The organism is [Ruminococcus] torques ATCC 27756, assembly GCF_000153925.1.
Classification (GTDB): Bacteria; Bacillota; Clostridia; order Lachnospirales; family Lachnospiraceae; genus Mediterraneibacter; species Mediterraneibacter torques.
In genome coordinates this window covers 106,543-125,090 of the sequence record NZ_DS264345.1, presented here as the reverse complement: position 1 = coordinate 125,090, position 18,548 = coordinate 106,543, and the positions used below count along the sequence as shown (strand labels likewise).

Genomic DNA, 18,548 nt, shown 5'->3' with positions numbered 1-18,548 from the left:
ATGGTATCACCTCTGTACCGGCAGTTCCTGATTACAGTAAAGGCAGCGGTACTTCCCAGAAGGAGACAGTTTGAAAATATGGTCGCATCCTGCCTCAATACTGGTAATACATCGTGGGTTTGTGCATTTAACCACATTTCGCAATATCTCTGGCATATCAGGCTGACATTTTCGCTCCACTACTCCGTCTTTGATATAGATTAGTGTAATTCGCCGATCCAGATAGCCTAAAATCTCCAGCCGCTCCGGAAGGTTTGAACCTTCGATCTTAATCAGATCTTTTGTTCCATATTTCTCACTGCGCACAGATTGCAGCAGCGCAACTGCCTGATGTTTGCTCTCCAGATGGAGCAGCCGGTAAATTTCCATACCGCGCCCAGCGGGGATATGGTCAATAACCACACCATTTTGAATGGGTTCTACCTTCAGCATTTTAACACCTTCTCTCCAGTCACAGGATCGGCAATTCCCAACAGAGCCATAATTAGTGCCATGCGAACATAAACGCCATTCTGCACCTGATCAAAATAAGCGGCACGGGGATCATCATCTACCGTCCGAGTAATTTCATCGACACGAGGCAGTGGATGCAACACAGGCATATCCGGCCTAGCCAATTTCATTTTTTCAGGGTCAAGCGTGTAGATGCTCTTTAGCCGAATGTAATCTTCCTCATTAAAAAAACGTTCTTTCTGCACTCTGGTCATATATAACACATCCAGCTTAGGGAGTGTGTCCTCCAAACTGCTGACCTCCCAATATAAGGAATTTGCCGGGTGCAATGTATCCTCCTTCAAATATTCGGGAATGCGAAGTTCCTCTGGCGAGATAAAATAAAACTGATTTCCTAAAAAACGAACAAGATTGTTGACCAAAGAATGCACTGTCCGGCCGAACTTCAGATCACCGCAAAAACCAACGGTCAGATGATCCAACCGTCCCATGCGCTGGCGAATCGTCAGCAAATCAATTAAAGTTTGTGTAGGATGATTATGGCCTCCGTCACCAGCATTTATGACAGGAACTTTGGAAAACATGGAAGCGCGAAGCGGAGCACCTTCTTTTGGGTGGCGCATAGCTATAATATTGGAATAGCAGCTGACTACGCGAGCTGTATCAGCAACCGTTTCTCCTTTGGTTGCACTGGACTGTTCTGCTCCGGAGAAGCCGAGCGTCTGCCCGCCCAGACTTAGCATGGCAGATTCAAAAGAAAGCCGGGTTCTCGTACTGGGTTCATAAAATAAGGTCGCCAGCTTTTTGCCGTCAGCCACATGCGCATACATCTCCGGAGCGGCGGCAATTCGATCAGCCAAATCCAGGACTGCCATCGTTTCATCGTCATTGAAATCGGTTGGTTCAATCAGGTGTCTCACAGCCATTCCCCCTTTATCAGATATTCTTCGCGCTTTGCGCCGACAGAGATAAACTGGATCTCGTGATCAAGTAATTTTTCCAGCGTTTTGATATAATTTTTTGCAGCATCCGGCAGTTCCTCCCAGCGACGGCAAGCGGAAATGTCCTGTTTCCAGCCGGGAATGAAGCTGATAACCGGTTGATATTCTTCCAGATTTTCCGTAGGAACAAAGGTGTCTGTTTCTTTGCCTTTGTACAAATATCCCGTAATGATGGGAATTTCCTGCATATAACTGAGTACGTCTAACTTAGTCAATGCGATTTTGTCAGCGCGTTGGCATTTTAGGCCGTACCGGCTTGCAACCGCATCAAATGGCCCAACCCGGCGTGGGCGGCCTGTTGCAGCGCCATATTCACCGCCGGCCTTGCGCAGGGATTCCTTCCATTCTTCAGGCATAGCGTTCTCGGCCACAAATGGGCCTGCACCAACGCACGTTGAATAAGCCTTTAACACACCGACCACATGGTCAGGCTGCACGCCAGGAATTCCCGCTCCAATCGGCCCATAGGCCGCAATCGTTGTAGAACTGGAAGTGTAGGGGAAAATGCCATAGTCAATATCACGCATAGCGCCAAGCTGCGCTTCCAAAACCATCTGTTTTCCTGACGATAACGCTGTATCCAAATAATTTCCGGTATCACAGATATAGGGTAAAAACTCCTTTGCCTGCTTCTGGCACCAGGCAAGCAGGGCCGGATAAGACATTGGCTCCTGATGATAGCAGCCTGCCAGTTCCAAATTTTTTGCTTCCAGCATGGTTTTTAGACGAACCTGTATATATGGCTCATCTAAATGAAGCAGATCACCTAAACGCAATGTTTTTTTGCGATACTTATCGCTGTAGGCATAAGCAATTCCCCTGCGAGTAGAGCCGAAAGCAACTCCGCTCTGCGCAAGACGTTCTTCCTCCAAATCATCTTGTATCCGATGCCACGGCATGGAGATGGTTGCACGAGCGGACAGTTTGAAATTTTGAGGTGTTACAGACACCCCTTTGCCGCGAATATCGGCAATTTCATTGGAGAGATGCTCTAAATCAACTACCATACCATCCGCAAGAACACACACCACATTGGGATGAAGAATCCCGGATGGTAGCAGATTCAGAATAAATTTTCCCTGTTTGGTTACGACCGTATGCCCGGCATTATTTCCCCCCTGGTAACGCACGACAATATCCGCCCGCTCTGCCAGCAGATCAATAACCCGTCCTTTCCCTTCATCCCCCCACTTGATACCTGTCACCGCAGTCAGCATTTTTCTGCCTCCCTTCTATTTCGGGCATTTACAGACGCCTGTATACGGGTAGGCAGCCCCAAAAGACGGATGAAGCCAGTAGCATCGGACTGCTGATAGCCCTCTCCTTCATTAAATGTGACAATATCCTCGCTATACAAAGAATATGGGGACCACACACCTGAATTGATAATGTTGCCCTTATATAACTTCAGACGTACTTTTCCGGTGACGGTCTGCTGCGTCTCTGTCACAAATGCAGACAACGCTTTGCGCAGCGGAGAAAACCACTGTCCGTCGTAAACCAACTCACCGAAGCAAATAGACAATTCCTTTTTCTTATGGGCAGTTTTTTTGTCCAATGTCAGTGTTTCTAATATCTCATGCGCTCTATACAGAATGGTTCCGCCCGGTGTCTCGTACACTCCTCGGCTTTTCATACCAACCAGACGGTTTTCCACCACATCGTACAGGCCAATACCATTACAGCCGCCAATCTCGTTTAGCTTAGAAATAATGTCTGATGATTTCATTGCCTTGCCGTTCAACTTAACAGGTACGCCTTTTTCAAAGTCCAGCTCCACATATGTAGGAGTATCCGGCGCTTTCAGTGGAGAAACGCTCATTTCCAGAAAACCTTCTTTTTCATACTGCGGCTCATTACCTGGGTCCTCCAAATCCAATCCCTCATGAGAAAGATGCCAAAGATTTTTATCCTTTGAGTAATTGGTTTCTCGATTTATTTTCAAAGGAATATGATGGGCTTCGGCGTAATCAATCTCCTCATTGCGGCTTTGAATATCCCATTCCCGCCACGGTGTAATGATTTTCATTTCCGGCGCAAAGTGCATAATGGCCAGCTCAAATCGCACCTGATCGTTGCCCTTTCCGGTGCTGCCGTGGCAAACAGCATCCGCCCCCTCTGCCTTTGCAATTTCCATGACACGCTTAGCCAGAATAGGGCGGGCAAGGCTGGTTCCCAATAAATACCCTTCATAATCAGCTCCCGCCTGCATAGTAGGAATAACAAACTCATTAACAAACTCATCCGTTAAATCCTCGACATAAAGTTTGCTGGCTCCAGAAGCCACTGCTCGCTGTTTCAAATCATCCAATTCATCGTCTTGTCCAACATTTCCACAGACAGCGATCACTTCACAGTTGTCATAGTGTTCTTTCAGCCACGGGATAATAACGGAGGTATCCAGACCACCGGAATATGCCAGCACAACTTTTTTGATTTCACTCATACTAAAGCACTCCTTCACTTGTTTTTGGAACCAAAATCTATTATACTGGACAGGCAGGAATATGTAAAAAGTATTATTGATATAGTGATCATCAGCAATTAGCATATCAGAAAGAGGATGCCTGGATGGATGTCAACTTTGAATATTACAAGGTTTTTTATTATGTAGCCAAATACAAGAATTTCACAAAAGCGGCTCATGCACTGGGCAGCGGACAGCCCAACGTTACCCGCGCCATGAACTGCCTGGAGCAGCAAACGCACTGTACGTTATTTATACGCACCAATCGAGGTGTTCAACTGACCCCAGAAGGAGAAATGTTGTTCACTCATGTCGAAGCTGCCATTTCTCAGATACAAACAGCCGAAACCGAACTAAATGCGCACAGTGGTTTGGAGCATGGAAGTATTTCAATCGGAGCCAGCGAAACCGCATTGAATATCTACCTGCTGGATATATTGAAGCCCTTTCACATGAAGCATCCCGGTATTCGCTTGAAAATATATAACCATTCCACTCCGCAAGCCATCCGCTCTGTTAAAAACGGTGAAGTTGATTTTGCTGTTGTATCAACGCCGACCAACGTGGATACCTCTTTGAAGGAATTGCATTTGCGGCCCTTCCGTGAAATTCTTGTGGGCGGCAAAACTTTTACGGCACTGGGCAGCCAGGAGCTGACACTTGCCGAACTAAAAAATTATCCGTTGATTTGCCTCGGAAAAGAAACTATGACCTGGAATTTTTATCATAAATTGTTCCTGTCCCACGGGTTGGAGTTGATACCAGACACGGAAGCAGCTACCACAGATCAGATTTTACCTTTGGTAAAAGCGGAATTAGGGCTAGCTTTTCTTCCAGAACCAATGGCGAAGGAAGCACTTCAGCAACGTGAGATCTTCCAGATTCATCTGCGGGAAACAATCCCTGAACGTCAGATTTGTATGGTATATGACAGGAAACGTCCATTGAGCGCTGCTGCTCAAAATCTTAAAACCGGTATTTTGGAAACAATGGCCTTTTAGGATGCTATAAATAACACATACATTTTTATCTTTTCCAAATATCAAAAAGTCCTCCCCGGTACGGGGAGGGCTGTACTGTCTTTATGCTGCAATCTCCGGGATTTCCCCGACAAAGTTATAAACGATTTTGACTTTCTGCACCTTCTGTCCGTCCACCTTCTTGACCTCGCCAATCAGAATCCGGCTGATAAGCCGGTTCAGCATTGCCTCGTCCAGTTCCTCAATAGCGGAATAGCGCCGGATTTCCTTGATAAAGGTACGGACTTCGCTTTCCTGTGCGTCCGCCCGGCTCTGCATCATCGCCAGGTCATGCAGACGCTTCTGGTTGGATTCCTGCTCCTGTTCCAGCGCCGCCGTCAGTTTCATAAACCGCTGTTCGGTCAGGATGCCTTTTGCCTTATCCGTGTACAGGCTTAAAAACATCACATCAATTTCCTGATTCCGGGCTTCCAGCCGTTTCCGTTCCTTCTCGGTCTGAGAAGCGTCTACCAGATACCGGCGCTCCATCCGGCTGCTGAGGTGCTGATAGAACGCATCGGCGTCCTTCATGGCCTGCGCCGCCAGCTCCTGAATGTCTTTCAGCACCAGATTGTATAAATCTCTGGCCTCGATCTTGTGGCTGGAGCAGACCTTGCATCCCATGCGGTTATAAGTCTGGCAGATATAGTACGCCTTGTCAATCGGTTCCCGCATCTCGCCGGTGAACCGGTTCTTCCCGGTTCTGCCGACCTTTTCATACCGCACCTGCATGGACTTCCCGCAGGTAGCGCAGTAGACCAGCCCGTGGAACAGATTATAAAAGGGGCAGGCATTGCCTTTCATGATAGGTGGTTTGCGGTCAATGATAGCTTGTACCTGTTCCCATTCCTCCGGCGTCACAATCGCCTCATGGCAGCCCTCGATCACTTCCCACTGGTCACGGGGGATAATGTCATAAGTGTTGGAGCGGATGCCCTTCTGGTGTGTCCGAAAGACCAGATGTGCGCCCTTATAAAAGGGATTCCGCAGGATATGGCTGATCCTTGCGCCGCCCCAAGAGTAATAGTTGGCGTCAAACTCCGTATTGGCCTTGACATGGGTGATGGGGATTTTTTCTTCCATCAGCCGTTTGGAAATCCTCATGCAGCCCAGCCCGTCAAGGGCATAGTCATAGATTTTACGGATGATCGGCGCTGTCTCCGGGTCAATGATAAGATGCCCTTTGTCCTCCGGGTCACGCATCAGGCCGAAGGGCGGCGTCCCTCCGCAGAACTTTCCCTGCCGGGAGCGGGTCGTGATGCCCGCCAGCACCTTTTTAGAAATATCCCGGCTATACATATCGTTCAGGATATTCTTGAAGGGCGTAATGTCCATCTCCTGACGGGTCAGGCTGTCCACGCCGTCCGTGATGGCGATATAGCGCACATTGTGTTTGGGGAAAAAGATTTCGATATAGCTGCCAGCTTCAATATAATTCCTACCAAGTCTGGATAGGTCTTTGGTGATGACGCAGCCGATCTTCCCTGCCTCAATGTCAGCGATCATACGCTGGAAGGCAGGGCGGTTGAAATTGCGGCCCGTATAGCCGTCATCCACATAATACTCATACTGGAACATCCCATGCTTTTCAGCAAAGTCCCGAAGCATGATTTTCTGGTTGCTGATGCTCATGCTCTCATTGTCGCCGCCGTCATCCAGAGAGATACGGCAGTAGAGAGCGGTGATTTTCTCATAGACTTGTTTTTTCCTGCTCATAGCGTTCTCCTTCTATGAACAGGGACACGATACCATTATCATACCATGCCCCTGTCCCTGAATCAACCGTTTTTACGCAGCGTTCTCCGCCATCTCACGCTGTTCCAGCCATTCCTCGAAGTGTTCGCAGGTCTGGCGCTCGATCAGTTGCTCAAAGGCTTCCCGCATGGATTTCTCCCCGGAGAACTCCCGCACCACCATAAAACGGACTTTATTTTTCTGCTGCTTGCTTTTTTCCATAGGCTACCTCCATAGAGTGGCAGGCCAGACAATAGCACACCGGCAACGAAGTCCGGCAACGAACCTCCAAAAACCTGTAAACTACCGTCTGGCCTGCAAATCTTACTTTCTAAATTTTCTTGAAAAATCTCGTTGCTTTCGTTGCCGGAGATAGAGATAGATATTAGAAAATGCCTTATTTACAGGCTTTTTCCGTATCCAGACCGGAAAATCCCCGGCAACGAACCCGGCAACCAAGTGACAACCATCCCGGCAACAGACCGCTATTTTTATGCGATCCACTCTTTGGGAAGTTCCAGCTGGCGGCATTCTTCCTCGGTCAGCTCCACAAATCCATCTTCGTTGCCGGGCAGTTCGTTGCCGGAAACGTCCCGTTCCCAGCCCCTCTGCCTGCCATACCCGGCGAACATCCTCGGATTGGAGAACGGCTTCCAGCCCGTCACCACCGTGTTCATGATCTCGTTGATATTGTGCAGCTGCCACCGTTTCGGCTCGTCATAGGTGTGGCCCAGCGCCTCCTTGAACAGCTGTTTGGAGCAGACCATGCTGCCGGTGTAGTGTTCCAGAAAGCCCTGTATCTGCCCGGCCTCCGTGTCCTCCGGCATGAAATCCTTCTGTACCTCCACCAGCTGGCGCTGGATGGACTTGCTGAACTTCATAGAGTAGTGGCCGCTGCGGTAAATCGTCATGGCCTCCGCCCAGACCTGCAAAAGATAGGCTCTGGAGGCGTCCTCGTCCTCCAAAATGTGAACCTCCGCATTCTCCGGGTAAATCATGATCGGCAAAAAGCGCCGGTTCCCGGCCCGGTCAAGGGGCAGGAAGTCCAGCGTGTTGGATGAACCGCCGAACACACACTGCCGCAGCCGGTCTTTGGGCTGGGCTTCATAGGGCGTCCGGTAGGTTTCCTTCTGGCGGCTGATGAATGAGCGGATTTCTTCAATGCTTTTGGCGCTGCTGGTAGCCAGCATCTCCGACATCTCAATAATCCAGTGTCCTTGCAGTTTCAAAAACACCCGGTCATCATCCAGCTTTTTCAGGTCATCGGAAAACCACTCGTCCCGGATCGCCAGCAGGCGGAAGAAGCTGGATTTGCCAGCGCCCTGACCGCCTACCAGACAGAGCATTTCCTCATATTTGGAGCCGGGCCGGAATACCCGCCGGATAGCCCCCAGCAGGAAGTGTTTCAGCATTTCCTCCACATAGTCGCTCTCGTCCGCACCCAAGAAGTGATGGAGACAGGAGCGGATGCGGGGCGTCCCGTCCCAGACAAGGCCGTTCAGCACGTCCTGTATGGGATGGTAGCAGTTTTCATTCGCCACGATAGAGAGCGCCGCTGTCATCTTTTTCTCGCTGGTCAGGCCATAGTTCTGCTCAAAATAGAGAAGCAGATACTTCACGTCTGTATCCGTCAGGGCGCTGGTATTCCTGCGCCAGCCCAAATCCCGCACAATGTCCACCCGGTCAGTCAGGAGGTTCAGCCGGATCGCCCCGCGCAGGAGAGGGTCATGGCAGAACACCGTCCGGCAGTTGCCGATGGTGTTGGCGGGCTGGCCCTTCTCGGTGACGGAGAGGCTTTCCCGCACCTCAGAGGCGCTCTGCTCCGGCGCTAAGGCTTCGGCTGCGCTCATGGCGGCCTGCCGGGTGGCTGGCGGCAAACTCTGATATTCGCTGCTCAATCTTCCTCACCTCTTTTCCGTACTGGGCGACAACGGAAGCCCGTTCCTCCATGCTGCCGGACAGGAGAACATCCAGCAGATACTCCGTGTGTGCTTTCTTTTGCAGTGCTTCCACAAACAGCGGATTCCATGCTTCCTCCGGCGTTTGCGGAGCGTATTTCTTCTCCCAGCGTTCCAGCAGATGCAGGTAATCGCACAGTACCCGGAAACATTTCTGCTCCGCCTGCCGGTAGCGCAGTTCCTCGCTGATTTTCCGTTTGACCGGCCTCCTGCGGGGCGGGTCATGGCCTTTGGCGTCATAGCGGACAGAGAAATCCTCCGCCAGCTTCAGAGCCGCTTCCTTACCGCTCAGACCAAACAGGCGGGCGGTAAAATCAATCACATCCCCGTCCGCCTGACAGCCGAAGCAGTGGAACCGGCGGTCAACCTTCATGCTGGGATGTTTGTCATCGTGGAAGGGACAGCAGGCCATCCCATTCCTGCCAACCTGCACCCCGTAATATTCCGCAGCCTGCCTTGTGGTGACAGACTCCTTCACCGCTTCAAATACATTCGATTTTCTCACCTCCAGACAGAGAAAAAGACACCTGGTTTCCGCAGAAAATCAGATGCCTCATAACTCCATATCGTGTTTCTTAGTCGGAGCGATCCGCCCCTCACGTTCCCAGCGTTCCCGGTTATCCCGGTCAGCGTCCAGCTTGTCTTTCGCCAGCTTATCCCGGATGGATTCTCTGGCTTTCTCCTTGATCTGCTCCTTACCGGCCTTCTTGACCTCCGGCTGCATAAGCGTTTTCTGGATTTTTGCCAGGGCACTCTGCATGACACGTTTGATTTTGGTAATCACTCCATCCAGCCGGGCGGCGGCGTAGTCACGCTCCTTCTGCGGGGCCTTCCGCTCCGGCGAAAGTACCCACTTTTTTGTTTCCTCAATCAAACGAATATCTTCTTTGTGTGTCTCCTGCCGGACAGTATCGGTCACCACCTCCACCGCCTTGTCATAGGCCACATCGGAAACATCATCCAGCAGCGTCTCCACGTCCTCGATTTTGAGCGTCAGTTCTTCCAGCTTCTGCTCCTGCGCCGTCAGCTGCTCCTTCTGCTTCATCAGGATATAGTCCTGCTTTTCCAGATACTCCCGTCCGCCGTAGGACGGCTCCTGATCCAGATGCAGCCCATGCCGCTTTGTGATGTCAAACAAAATCGTCCGGCAGACCGCATCGAAGGTCTGTTTCCGATTGTTGTGCCTGCCTTTTGGCTTGTCCGGGTTCGGGAGAGGGATGCCCAGTTCCTCCAGCGCCTTCTCCTGCTGGGGACACAGTTCCCCGTAGCGGTTCTCACAGTCGAACACATGGCGCTCATGGATGTGGGGCGTCCCCTCGTCCAGATGGAGCGCCCAATCTAAAATGTGGATATGGGAACCGAAGCGGCGCTCGAATTCCTCATAGAACTCGTTGACGATGCGAAAGAGCGTTTCCGGCGGGACGGATTCTTCCAGTGTGCCGATCTGGTAGATGCTTTCCTCCGGGCAGGTCTTGTTGTTTTTCAGCAAGTCCTCCACGGTGCGGTTGCGCTCGGTGTGCCGGGTTTTCTCATTCCGGGCGTTCTGCGCCTCCACATGGTCAGAATAATACTCGTAGTAGTACATCCGCTCGATTTCCTCAAAGCTGAAATCCGGCTGCTCCGGGTTCTCCCGGAACTCGTGTGTGGTGAAGCCCCGGTAGCAGTCCCAGTAGATGTTTTGCCTGGCCCGCTCTGCGTCGATGTGTTCGCTGTTCTCCACATCAAACCGGCGGTCATTGTGGCGGGGATTGTAGGTGCCATGCTTGCCGGAGCGCCCGTTGTGTCGTGTCAGTTTCAAACAATTTCCCTCCTTCCTGCGAAGATGTTCCGGGGCCGGGGAAGGGCGGCGAAGCCGCAAATCCTGCGAAAGTCTGCGTCAGGTAATACCCAGTACAAGTTGACGCAGGCATCAACTTTCCCTGGGCCGAGGTTTTCCACCTCTGGACACCGGAGTAAAGGCTCGCCGCCTCTACACTCCGCACAGGCGCTGCCGCCCTGTACCCGCCCAATGGGCGTTGCCCCTTGACCCCAGCAGTGCGCTGCCGCCCCTGCACCCCGCCACAGAGGGCTCGCCGCCCTCTGTACTCCCGCACCGGCGAAGCTGGCTTCCGCCGCAGAAGCGGTTGCCGCCAGTTTCACCGGCTCCACATCCACACATTTACGCCTTTCGGCTGGAAGTGGATACGGAATACGCCTGCGGGGATTGCCGGTCAAAACATCAGGTGCAGCCCCGGCATTTTGACCGTAATCTCCCCGATTTCAGGCTATTTTTTCTTCCGCCCCTACCACCTGAAAGCCATGCTCCTTTGCGTAGGCACTGGCGGCGGCTTTCCGTTCCTCACTGTACGGCGGGATGAACCGGATCGACAGCCGGGACTTGTCCAGTACATAGGTCACGCTGCCCTCCGGCGTACTGCGCTCCAACCGGCACAGCAGCGGGTACTTCCGGCTGAACTCCGCCAGCCTGCGCTTCAAGCTGGCGTTGAAGGTGTAGACGCTGGCAAGGTTCTCCGCCTCGTTCCAGTTGATGATGGTTTCTTTCTCATATTTAGACAGCTTCCTCATATAAATCCTCCTCATAATCAGTGTAAGATTTCAGCACTCGCAGGCTGCGCTTTAGACGGCGGTACTCGTCCATCTCCATGCGCAGATGGTGGTAAAAATCCTCGTACCAGCTTTCGTCCACCTCCGTCTCCACCTTACGGGCCAACCCCAGCATCCGGCGTTTGGCCTCCGGGTCAACCGTCAGGGCCGTCAGCCATTTCAGCCGTGTCACCGTATTGTGGTGGCTGGGACAGCCGTAAGCGTAGAGAATCTTCTTTTCTTTCATGCTCAGTTTCATAATGATATTCCTCCATTTCTTTGCTGCGGAGCCATGCGCCCCGCATGATAAACTTGTTTCTGTCCGCCGGTCTGCCTGCAAGCCGCTCCTGCCCGGAATTTCTCCCGGCGTATCGGCCTCTTTGGTGCGCTCGATTTCTGTCGTGGCGTCACTTCCCCGGAGGCCATACCCCTTGCAGCCGGTCATTCAATTTTCAAGGTTCAGTGCCTGTCTGCAAGAACCAGTTTACCGAAAAAAGAGGCCCTTTCCCGTATATCCAAAACGTCGGAAAAACGCTTGAAATCCGCATATTTCCACGCTTATGGAATCGTGCTATAATGGGTGTAATCACTGAAAAACCATAACGAGAGAGGGGGCTTTGGATGTACGCAAAGCTGACAATCCCGGAGCGGCTCAAAGACCTGCGGGTGGTGGACAAGCACCTGACGCTGGAACAACTGGCGGAGCAGACCGGCCTGTCTAAATCTGCGCTGGGGAAATACGAAACCGATGACTACAAGGACATCAGCCCATTTGCGATTGCGACGCTGGCGGATTTTTACGGCGTGTCCGCCGACTATCTGATGGGACTGACCGATAATAAAGAGGTTCCCAACGCCGATGTACAGTCGCTCCATTTGAACGATGAAATGATTGAACTTTTACGGAGCGGCAAAATCAACAATCGGCTTCTCTGCGAACTGGCTACACACCCGAACTTCCGGCGGCTGATGGTGGATATGGAAATCTGTATCGACCAAATCGCCAATATGCGGGTGGAGCAGATGAATCTGGTGATGGAAGCCACCCGGCAGGCCGTCCTCAGCAAGTATGCGCCCGGAGAAGATGACCTCTATATGCGGACGCTGGAACTGGGGCAGGTGCAGGAAAGCGATTATTACAGCCACGTCATACACGATGATCTGGACAGCATCGTCCGGGACATCCGGGAAGCACACCGCAAGGACAAGACCACCGCCGACCCGCAGCCCACGCTGGATGACGTGAAGGAAAAATTTGAGCAGGCCATCCATCAGGGCAGCGATATAGAAATGCTGATCCACGAATTTTGCGATAAGTTGCAGATACCCTTTGAGAAGATTTCCTCGGAGGACTTCTCGGCGTTCCTGCGGATACTGAGCCTGTCCAAGATACTCAAAAATCCCAACAATATGAGGGGAAAGACCAGCCCCATCCCGCTCAACCGCAAGGCCAGGCGCAAGCAGAAGTAAGTCTGCCGGTATCGGCTTTATGTGTATCCCTGTCTGTATTTTCCAGTTTAGCGGAAGAAACGCCGGTTCCAGAGTCCCTTGCAGACGCAGTTCGCTATGTCTTGTAGACATAGTCCATCACTCGGTATTCGCTTCCGACAATAAAAAGTATAGGTCTGGACACGGCGGAATCAGAGTGACTTGTAGTACAGCTACCGGGCGTGTTTGTCACGGTTGGCGGCTGTAAGGGCAGCAAAAAAGGCCATCCACCGGTTGAGCGGTAAATGACCTTTATGAAGCTGTATTCTGTTGTGGTGGTTGTGCCCAAAATGGGCACAGCCAAAAGCCGATGTTGTTTCGATTTTGGTAGTTCTCAAAATGGAAACCACCACTTTACTCCAATGAAGTAGGAGTGGTCATTTTGTCCACCACCACTTTATGGGAGTAAAGTAGCCGTACTCAAAATGAGAACGGCTACAATGGGGATGCTACTCTTTTTCTCTCTGCGCCACTTGCTCATAGGCTTCCTTTTGGACAAGTAGCCCCGCCGAAAAGCCGTATTTGAAGTGGCTTTCGTTTTCCTCGCACTGAGCGATTGCCATTTGCTCCCGCAGTTCTTCAACCAGAGCATAGTCCTCTTTGCTCAGGTGTTCCGATAAAGTATCCATCAGAGCTGCACTGGCTTTGGTGGCCTGCTTGAACCTCAGTGAATCAGCGACCACCGTTTCACAAGGATAGAACCTGCCGTTAAACATTTCTTCCAGAATCATGCGTCCACCTCCCTCAGGCAAAAATCATCTCAGAGAGGATGATTTCCTCTGCCCGACTGCGGATGCTGTTCATGGCTCCGACCCATGCAAGCTGGTCACAGGCTTTCAGTTCCTCGGTGACGCCCTCCGCATCCTGCATCTGCGAGATGATACACGCCAGCCGGTCATCGGCCTGCTCGTTCAGGTCAGCAAGATATGTCCAGAGTTTTCCCGACAGAAGCAGTTCATTGTACTGGCCGGGGCAGTGTTCTTGCAGAAACGCCTTGTGCATCCGCCCCCACCGCCCGATGGGGCGTTTTTCCTCCGGCAGTTTCAGGTCGGGGATGTAGTAGTCTCCCATCAGCGTGTAGCCGATGCCGTTGTGGTGGATTTTCTTTGGTAAATGCTCCATGTTCGACCTCCTGTATTCAATTTTTTCAGAATCCAGTTGATCGTGTCCCTGTTCATGATAAATTCAAGGCAACTGAACTCTTCACGAACAAGTATGGCACATCCCTTCCTGACTGCTGGAAATTCACAGAATAGCTTCCACCCCTTCCCTTGGTCTGCCCATAGGTATTGGTATCCAGTGTTTCTTTCCCCAATAGTTCCGAGACATATTTATGCCCCTCTTTTTCATTGCCGCCCAGATATAAAAATTCGTCGCAATTCCCTATGAGACTTTCCCAGCTATCCTTAAACAAGGCTTTCATCTGCGCAATGTTCTGGATGATGATGCTGCAGGAAATTGCGCGCGACCTCATGGTTGCCAGAAGCTTGTCAAAATCATCCGGCAGCGCCACGTTTGGCCACTCATCCATAATGCAGTGTACCGGGATAGGAAGTTTTCCATGGTATTTCCGGTCCGCCACATAGTAAAGGGTTTGAAAGAGGTTACTGTAGATCATGCCCACCAGATAATTGAGGCTGGTATCCGCATCCGGGATACAGCAAAACAGCGCCACCTTTTTCTCCCCGATGCTGTAAAGATCCAGTTCATCGGTACAGGTCAGATTGGCGATCTGTTTTAAATTGAACGCAGCCAGACGGACGCCTACGGAGATCAGGATGGACTTTGCGGTCTTTCCAGAGACGAAAAGTCAAGGACTTTTTCATCAAATTCACAAAGAAGTCACATTTTGCGGACTTCCTCACGGAGCATACGCTTGATTTTGTCCTCCATTGTCTCTTTTGCGGTCTGGCTGAAATGGACACGGACGATATAGGTGGTCTTGCCGATCTGCTTTCTGACAGTCGGGCAAGTGGCGGTGTTGGTTGCGGTATTGTTCATTCAAAATCCTCCTGTAAATGAAAAATGTCCGGTGACGGTTCATCATCGGGCGGTGTCGGTATGAGGGAACAAGGCAAGGCGGCAACATTAAGGTATCTATAAAAACCTTGCCGTCTTTGCCACGCTTGCCGTGTTCCTGTTGTCAGTTTCGGAGATAGCAGACCCATGCTGTGCCGTCTTTCTCGGTCACAAGTCTGTCCCCGATACGGCTCTTTGCCGTTCTCATGGTGCGTGAGGAAATCCCACGCTCATTGACCGTCTTTTCCAGCTCTGCGCTTGGCATACGCTTTCCGTCTGCAAGCAGTTCCAGAATGAGCATTTGCGCCTGTGCGGTCTTGCTTTCGGTCTTGGTGTTGTCTGCCCCGGCAAGAAGCTCGTCAGCGGTAATGTCATAAGCCCCTATCCACTCAAAGCCTTTCTCGTCTCCCAGAGAAAAGGCAAGGGACTGTCCGGGCGGCGCAAGGGAGCTTTTCTCATGGATAAGTACCCTTGTTGTGGGGCTGTCCTTCAGCTTGCCGATAAAGAGCAGACTGCGGACTGCCGCCGTAATGTCGATAGACCCTAATCCCCGGTAGGTGCTTTGCGTTCCTGCGGCTTTGTTGAGGTGTCCGATCAGCACGATAGCGCACCCGGTAGCCTGTGCAATGTCTCCCAGACTGCGGAATATCGGGCGCACCTCGTTTGCCCGGTTCATGTCCACATCTGCGCCCAGAAACGCCTGTACCGGGTCAATGATAACCAGCCTTGCGTTGTTTTCCCGGATTGCCCTTGCTATGCGTTTATCGGCAAGGGTCAGTGGTGTGTCTCTATCGTCAATGACAAGCACTTTTTCAAGGTCTGCGTCTGCTTCCATCAGCCGGGGCTTGACGGTATCGCCCAGACCGTCCTCTGCGGTCTGGTAGATGATGTTGAAAGGCTCAAGGGTCTCCATACCGGGTAAAGGCTTTCGGTTGGTGCAAGCCGCCGCAAGACGCATGGCAAAGTAGGTCTTGCCCTCGCCGGGGTTGCCCTGTATAATCGTCAGCTTTCCAAAGGGGATATACGGAAACCATAGCCAATCCACGCTCGTCAGCTCCACATCTGCCATACGGAGCATGGGGACAGGCTGGGCGGTGGGCAGCTCTCGCAGCGTGATTGTCTCGGCTATGAATTTGCGGCTGGGAATGTCCCCTTGCTGACGGAGAACATCGTTCCAGTCTTTCCTTGCCGGGACAAGGCGAATGACGGCGATCTCGCCGGGAATGTCCTGTGCCAGCCGGGTGCAGGCTTCACTTCCTGCGGTGTCGCTGTCAAGGCAGAGGAACACTTTTCGGGTGTCCTTGCGTTCAGAAAGGAAACGGTCAAGGGCTTTGCCTGAAACGCCGCCCAGGGCAAGGTAGCTCCTTGTCCGCCAGTCCTGCGGATAAAGGCAGATAAAGGACAAAAGGTCAATCGGTGCTTCAAAGACAAAGAGCTGGTTGCCGTTTCCCTCATAGTGGAACGGATAGGATTTGTCAGACCCGGCAATGTCCTGTCTGAATGGGTCTGCCGTTCCTCGCACATGGGCGTATCTCGGCGTACCGCTTCGGTCTCTGCCGACAAACACAACATTGTGCCGCTTTGCGTCCTCGTAAATATCCCCGGAAAGAAGAAAATCCTCAACAAGCGTTTTGTTGAGGCCTCGGCTTTCGCAAAGATATTGAATTGCTCTGTCGGCTGTTCTGTTGTGCAAGGGCAAGTGGAACGCTGTGGGCGGTGCTGTGGTGGCTTCGGTCTGTCCCTCGCCGTTTTCGCCTGTCAACATCTGGACAGCTTCGGGAAAGGACTTGCCGTAAAACTCCATGACGAAATCAATGGGATAGCCGCCCTTGCTCTGGCTGTGGCGAAACCACTTGTTTCCCCGGACGGTCAGGCTGTCATGTTCTTTCCAGCGGTATTCCCGTCCGCTTTTGATAAGCGTCTCTCCCTGTGTGCGGAGAAAATCTTCCAGACTGACGGCGTTTGCCCGGTCAATCTGCGCTTGGGTGTAATTCATCGGGATAGTTCCTCCTTTTTCTGCCGTGTTTGGGGTCGATTTTGGAGCTTTTGTTCCTCTGTGCGCTCGTTAAATCGGGCGGCAGTACCTACGCATGACTTAACCTTCCAAAGGCGATGTAAATCGTCTCTGACGGTCTTAAACTCGCCATAGGTGGTGTTGTGCGCCTGTTCCAGCTCGTCATACTCTTCGGTCAGCTTTTTCATATCCACCTTGCCGTCCGGGAACTCCCCGGTCAGCTTGCGTCTGGCGGCGTAGAACTGTTTCAGTTCCGCTTCATGCTCTGCCTTGTACTTGGCTCTGGGCTTCTCAAACTTGATTTTCTGCAAGCCGTCATAGACAGGCTTCAAGCTCTGGAAAGCAGCAGAGCTGTCATAGAGCTGCTTAATTGCTTTCATTCGGGCGGTCTGTTCGTCCAGCGTTTTCTTCAAGCTCTCTGTGGCAGCACTGTGTTCGCTGACACGGCTTTCCAAATCTTCAAGAGTGTAAATGCCGTTTGCCCGGAGATAATTGAAAGTCTCGTTCATCTCCTTTAGGTTGCTGACCTTGCCTTTCTGCGAATACGCCCCGGCTCTGCGCTGGGTGTAATAGGCGTTCAGCAGCGAAACAAGGTCGGGTGCCTGCGGCTTGGCAAGCTCTGCTTTTGCTTCGGCAATCCAATCGAACAGGAGAGCGATTTTCTTCTTGATGTCACGGATAACGGCATTGGTGGCTTTGATCCAGCGGTTGAACTCGCCTTTCTCGGTGCGTATGCCTTTCTTCTCCATTGCCCGGACGGTTGCGCCCTCGTGGACGGTGGGAAGAAGCTCCACGCCCTGACGCTCATAGCTTCGGTGGTCGATACGAACGTCAAGCCCCTTTTCCGCAAACTTGCCATTGCATAGCTCCGCCCATGTCTGCCGCCAGTATTCCAGCGTTTCGGGACTGCCCCAGTCGGTAGTGGGAACGGCATTGAAAACATACTCGCCGTTCTGGTCTCTGATACGGTTGCCGTCCTCGTCCAGCTCATACACCCGGCGTTGCTTTAGCCCCCATTTACCGTTCTGCTCAATGGGACGGATAGGGCAAAGAACATGGAAGTGTGGGTTTGGTATGCCTCCGTCCTCTCTGTCCGGCTGGTGTACGGCGAAGTCAACCACCATGCCCCGGCTCACAAAGTTTTCTAACAAAAATTGCCTTGCAAGAGCGATGTTTTCCTCAAGGGAAAATTCATTCTGCAAGGCAATGTCAAAGCTGTATGCAAGCTGGGCGTTCTTTCCACGCTCGGCTTTTTCCACGGCGTTCCATAGGGTCTGGCGGTCTGCGTATTCGGGCGGTGCATAGGACGGCAGGAGAATATCGGAGCAGATCACGCCGCCCTTGCGGGTGTAGTCGCTGTATTCGCCGTAATACTCGCTATACAATCGCTCCCCAGCACGGTAGGCGGCAGAAGCAATAGCGGACTGTCCTGCGCTTCGCTTAGTCTGCGTGACGCTCAGATGAAATAGTGCCATCGGCTTTCAACTCCTTTTCTCTGTTTGCTTGGCTGATGTGGGTAATCGCCATGTGACGGACGGCTCGCTGGACTTCGGACAGGGAAAAGATGTGTTCCATCAGCTCTGTCATTTCGGTGCGTGTGAGATCTTTGACCTCCGGGGCAAGGCTCTCAATCGTGCCGCCCAGATTGCAAAGGCGGTGTGTGCGCTTGGTGCGTTCACCTTTCTCCAGATACTTCTTTCTATTCTCCAGACGCTCCAGCTTGTGTTGTTCCTGTAAAAGCTGCGTCTCGGCTCGTTCCTTTTCGGCTCGGAGCTGTTCAAGGGTTTTCGGTTTTGTCATTGTGATTGACCT

Annotated in this window: 19 protein-coding genes and 1 pseudogene; 2 read left to right on the top strand and 18 right to left on the bottom strand. The window is 51.9% G+C overall.

Going from position 1 to position 18,548, the window contains the following annotated elements:
• Nucleotides 1–6: 6 nt before the first annotated feature.
• From RUMTOR_RS01825 to RUMTOR_RS01810, 4 genes are read right to left on the bottom strand one after another with little or no spacing between them, the layout of a single operon-like run.
• Nucleotides 7–432 carry an aspartate carbamoyltransferase regulatory subunit gene (locus tag RUMTOR_RS01825; RefSeq protein WP_004845331.1) on the bottom strand — a complete coding sequence of 142 codons (426 nt, stop codon included), beginning with the start codon at nt 430–432 and terminating at the stop codon, nt 7–9.
• Nucleotides 426–1,373: an aspartate carbamoyltransferase gene (gene pyrB, locus RUMTOR_RS01820; RefSeq protein ID WP_009243212.1), complete on the bottom strand. Its 948-nt coding sequence runs from the start codon at nt 1,371–1,373 to the stop codon at nt 426–428. The genes RUMTOR_RS01825 and pyrB overlap by 7 nt, the downstream gene beginning before the upstream one ends.
• Nucleotides 1,370–2,671: an adenylosuccinate synthase gene (locus RUMTOR_RS01815; RefSeq protein WP_004845329.1), complete on the bottom strand. Its 1,302-nt coding sequence runs from the start codon at nt 2,669–2,671 to the stop codon at nt 1,370–1,372. The genes pyrB and RUMTOR_RS01815 overlap by 4 nt, the downstream gene beginning before the upstream one ends.
• Nucleotides 2,665–3,900, bottom strand: a complete 1,236-nt coding sequence (locus tag RUMTOR_RS01810; RefSeq protein ID WP_009243213.1) for an argininosuccinate synthase — start codon at nt 3,898–3,900, stop codon at nt 2,665–2,667. Before RUMTOR_RS01810 ends, RUMTOR_RS01815 begins: the two co-directional genes overlap by 7 nt.
• A gap of 125 nt (nt 3,901–4,025) precedes the next feature.
• On the opposite strand from RUMTOR_RS01810, the gene RUMTOR_RS01805 reads away from it, so the two are divergent.
• Entirely contained in the window at nt 4,026–4,922 is an 897-nt protein-coding gene (locus RUMTOR_RS01805; RefSeq protein ID WP_004845327.1) for a LysR family transcriptional regulator, read from the top strand.
• Between the two features lie 81 nt (nt 4,923–5,003).
• Here RUMTOR_RS01805 and RUMTOR_RS01800 read toward each other — a convergent pair whose 3' ends face one another.
• The 7 genes from RUMTOR_RS01800 to RUMTOR_RS13355 form a co-directional block, all read right to left on the bottom strand.
• Entirely contained in the window at nt 5,004–6,656 is a 1,653-nt protein-coding gene (locus tag RUMTOR_RS01800) for a recombinase family protein (RefSeq protein ID WP_004845326.1), read from the bottom strand.
• Nucleotides 6,657–6,728: 72 nt separating this feature from the next.
• Nucleotides 6,729–6,896: a hypothetical protein gene (locus tag RUMTOR_RS13085; protein ID WP_004845325.1), complete on the bottom strand. Its 168-nt coding sequence runs from the start codon at nt 6,894–6,896 to the stop codon at nt 6,729–6,731.
• A 269-nt stretch (nt 6,897–7,165) separates the two neighbouring features.
• The gene (locus RUMTOR_RS01795) at nt 7,166–8,524 is read right to left on the bottom strand and encodes a virulence-associated E family protein (RefSeq protein WP_009243215.1); all 1,359 of its coding nucleotides are present in this window, start codon (nt 8,522–8,524) and stop codon (nt 7,166–7,168) included.
• Nucleotides 8,481–9,137, bottom strand: a complete 657-nt coding sequence (locus RUMTOR_RS01790; RefSeq protein ID WP_044929336.1) for a CHC2 zinc finger domain-containing protein — start codon at nt 9,135–9,137, stop codon at nt 8,481–8,483. The genes RUMTOR_RS01795 and RUMTOR_RS01790 overlap by 44 nt, the downstream gene beginning before the upstream one ends.
• 48 nt (nt 9,138–9,185) lie before the next feature.
• The gene (locus RUMTOR_RS01785) at nt 9,186–10,430 is read right to left on the bottom strand and encodes a plasmid recombination protein (RefSeq protein WP_009243217.1); all 1,245 of its coding nucleotides are present in this window, start codon (nt 10,428–10,430) and stop codon (nt 9,186–9,188) included.
• 461 nt (nt 10,431–10,891) lie between these two features.
• A complete protein-coding gene (locus tag RUMTOR_RS01775; RefSeq protein ID WP_004845318.1) occupies nt 10,892–11,197 on the bottom strand; it encodes a hypothetical protein in 306 nt (101 codons plus the stop codon).
• The gene (locus tag RUMTOR_RS13355; protein WP_004845316.1) at nt 11,181–11,660 is read right to left on the bottom strand and encodes a hypothetical protein; all 480 of its coding nucleotides are present in this window, start codon (nt 11,658–11,660) and stop codon (nt 11,181–11,183) included. Before RUMTOR_RS13355 ends, RUMTOR_RS01775 begins: the two co-directional genes overlap by 17 nt.
• A 176-nt stretch (nt 11,661–11,836) precedes the next feature.
• On the opposite strand from RUMTOR_RS13355, the gene RUMTOR_RS01765 reads away from it, so the two are divergent.
• The gene (locus tag RUMTOR_RS01765; protein ID WP_004845315.1) at nt 11,837–12,685 is read left to right on the top strand and encodes a helix-turn-helix domain-containing protein; all 849 of its coding nucleotides are present in this window, start codon (nt 11,837–11,839) and stop codon (nt 12,683–12,685) included.
• 467 nt (nt 12,686–13,152) lie between these two features.
• Here the strand turns inward: RUMTOR_RS01765 and RUMTOR_RS01760 are convergent, their stop codons facing one another.
• The 7 genes and pseudogenes from RUMTOR_RS01760 to RUMTOR_RS01735 all read right to left on the bottom strand — a co-directional run bounded on the left by RUMTOR_RS01760 (nt 13,153) and on the right by RUMTOR_RS01735 (nt 18,536).
• Nucleotides 13,153–13,434 carry a DUF6809 family protein gene (locus RUMTOR_RS01760; RefSeq protein ID WP_004845314.1) on the bottom strand — a complete coding sequence of 94 codons (282 nt, stop codon included), beginning with the start codon at nt 13,432–13,434 and terminating at the stop codon, nt 13,153–13,155.
• Nucleotides 13,435–13,447: 13 nt separating this feature from the next.
• Nucleotides 13,448–13,825 carry a TnpV protein gene (locus RUMTOR_RS01755; protein ID WP_004845313.1) on the bottom strand — a complete coding sequence of 126 codons (378 nt, stop codon included), beginning with the start codon at nt 13,823–13,825 and terminating at the stop codon, nt 13,448–13,450.
• Between the two features lie 97 nt (nt 13,826–13,922).
• Nucleotides 13,923–14,504: pseudogene (locus RUMTOR_RS01750) on the bottom strand (type IV secretory system conjugative DNA transfer family protein); the annotation flags it as partial.
• Between the two features lie 41 nt (nt 14,505–14,545).
• Complete coding sequence (locus tag RUMTOR_RS12610; protein ID WP_004845310.1) at nt 14,546–14,704, bottom strand: transposon-encoded TnpW family protein; 159 nt, start codon at nt 14,702–14,704, stop codon at nt 14,546–14,548.
• 142 nt (nt 14,705–14,846) lie between these two features.
• Nucleotides 14,847–16,718 (bottom strand): AAA family ATPase, encoded by a 1,872-nt coding sequence (locus tag RUMTOR_RS01745; RefSeq protein ID WP_004845308.1) that lies wholly within the window; start codon nt 16,716–16,718, stop codon nt 14,847–14,849.
• Nucleotides 16,715–18,211, bottom strand: a complete 1,497-nt coding sequence (mobQ, locus tag RUMTOR_RS01740) for a MobQ family relaxase (RefSeq protein WP_004845307.1) — start codon at nt 18,209–18,211, stop codon at nt 16,715–16,717. Before mobQ ends, RUMTOR_RS01745 begins: the two co-directional genes overlap by 4 nt.
• Nucleotides 18,177–18,536 (bottom strand): DUF3847 domain-containing protein, encoded by a 360-nt coding sequence (locus RUMTOR_RS01735; RefSeq protein ID WP_004845305.1) that lies wholly within the window; start codon nt 18,534–18,536, stop codon nt 18,177–18,179. The genes mobQ and RUMTOR_RS01735 overlap by 35 nt, the downstream gene beginning before the upstream one ends.
• Nucleotides 18,537–18,548 lie beyond the last annotated feature (12 nt).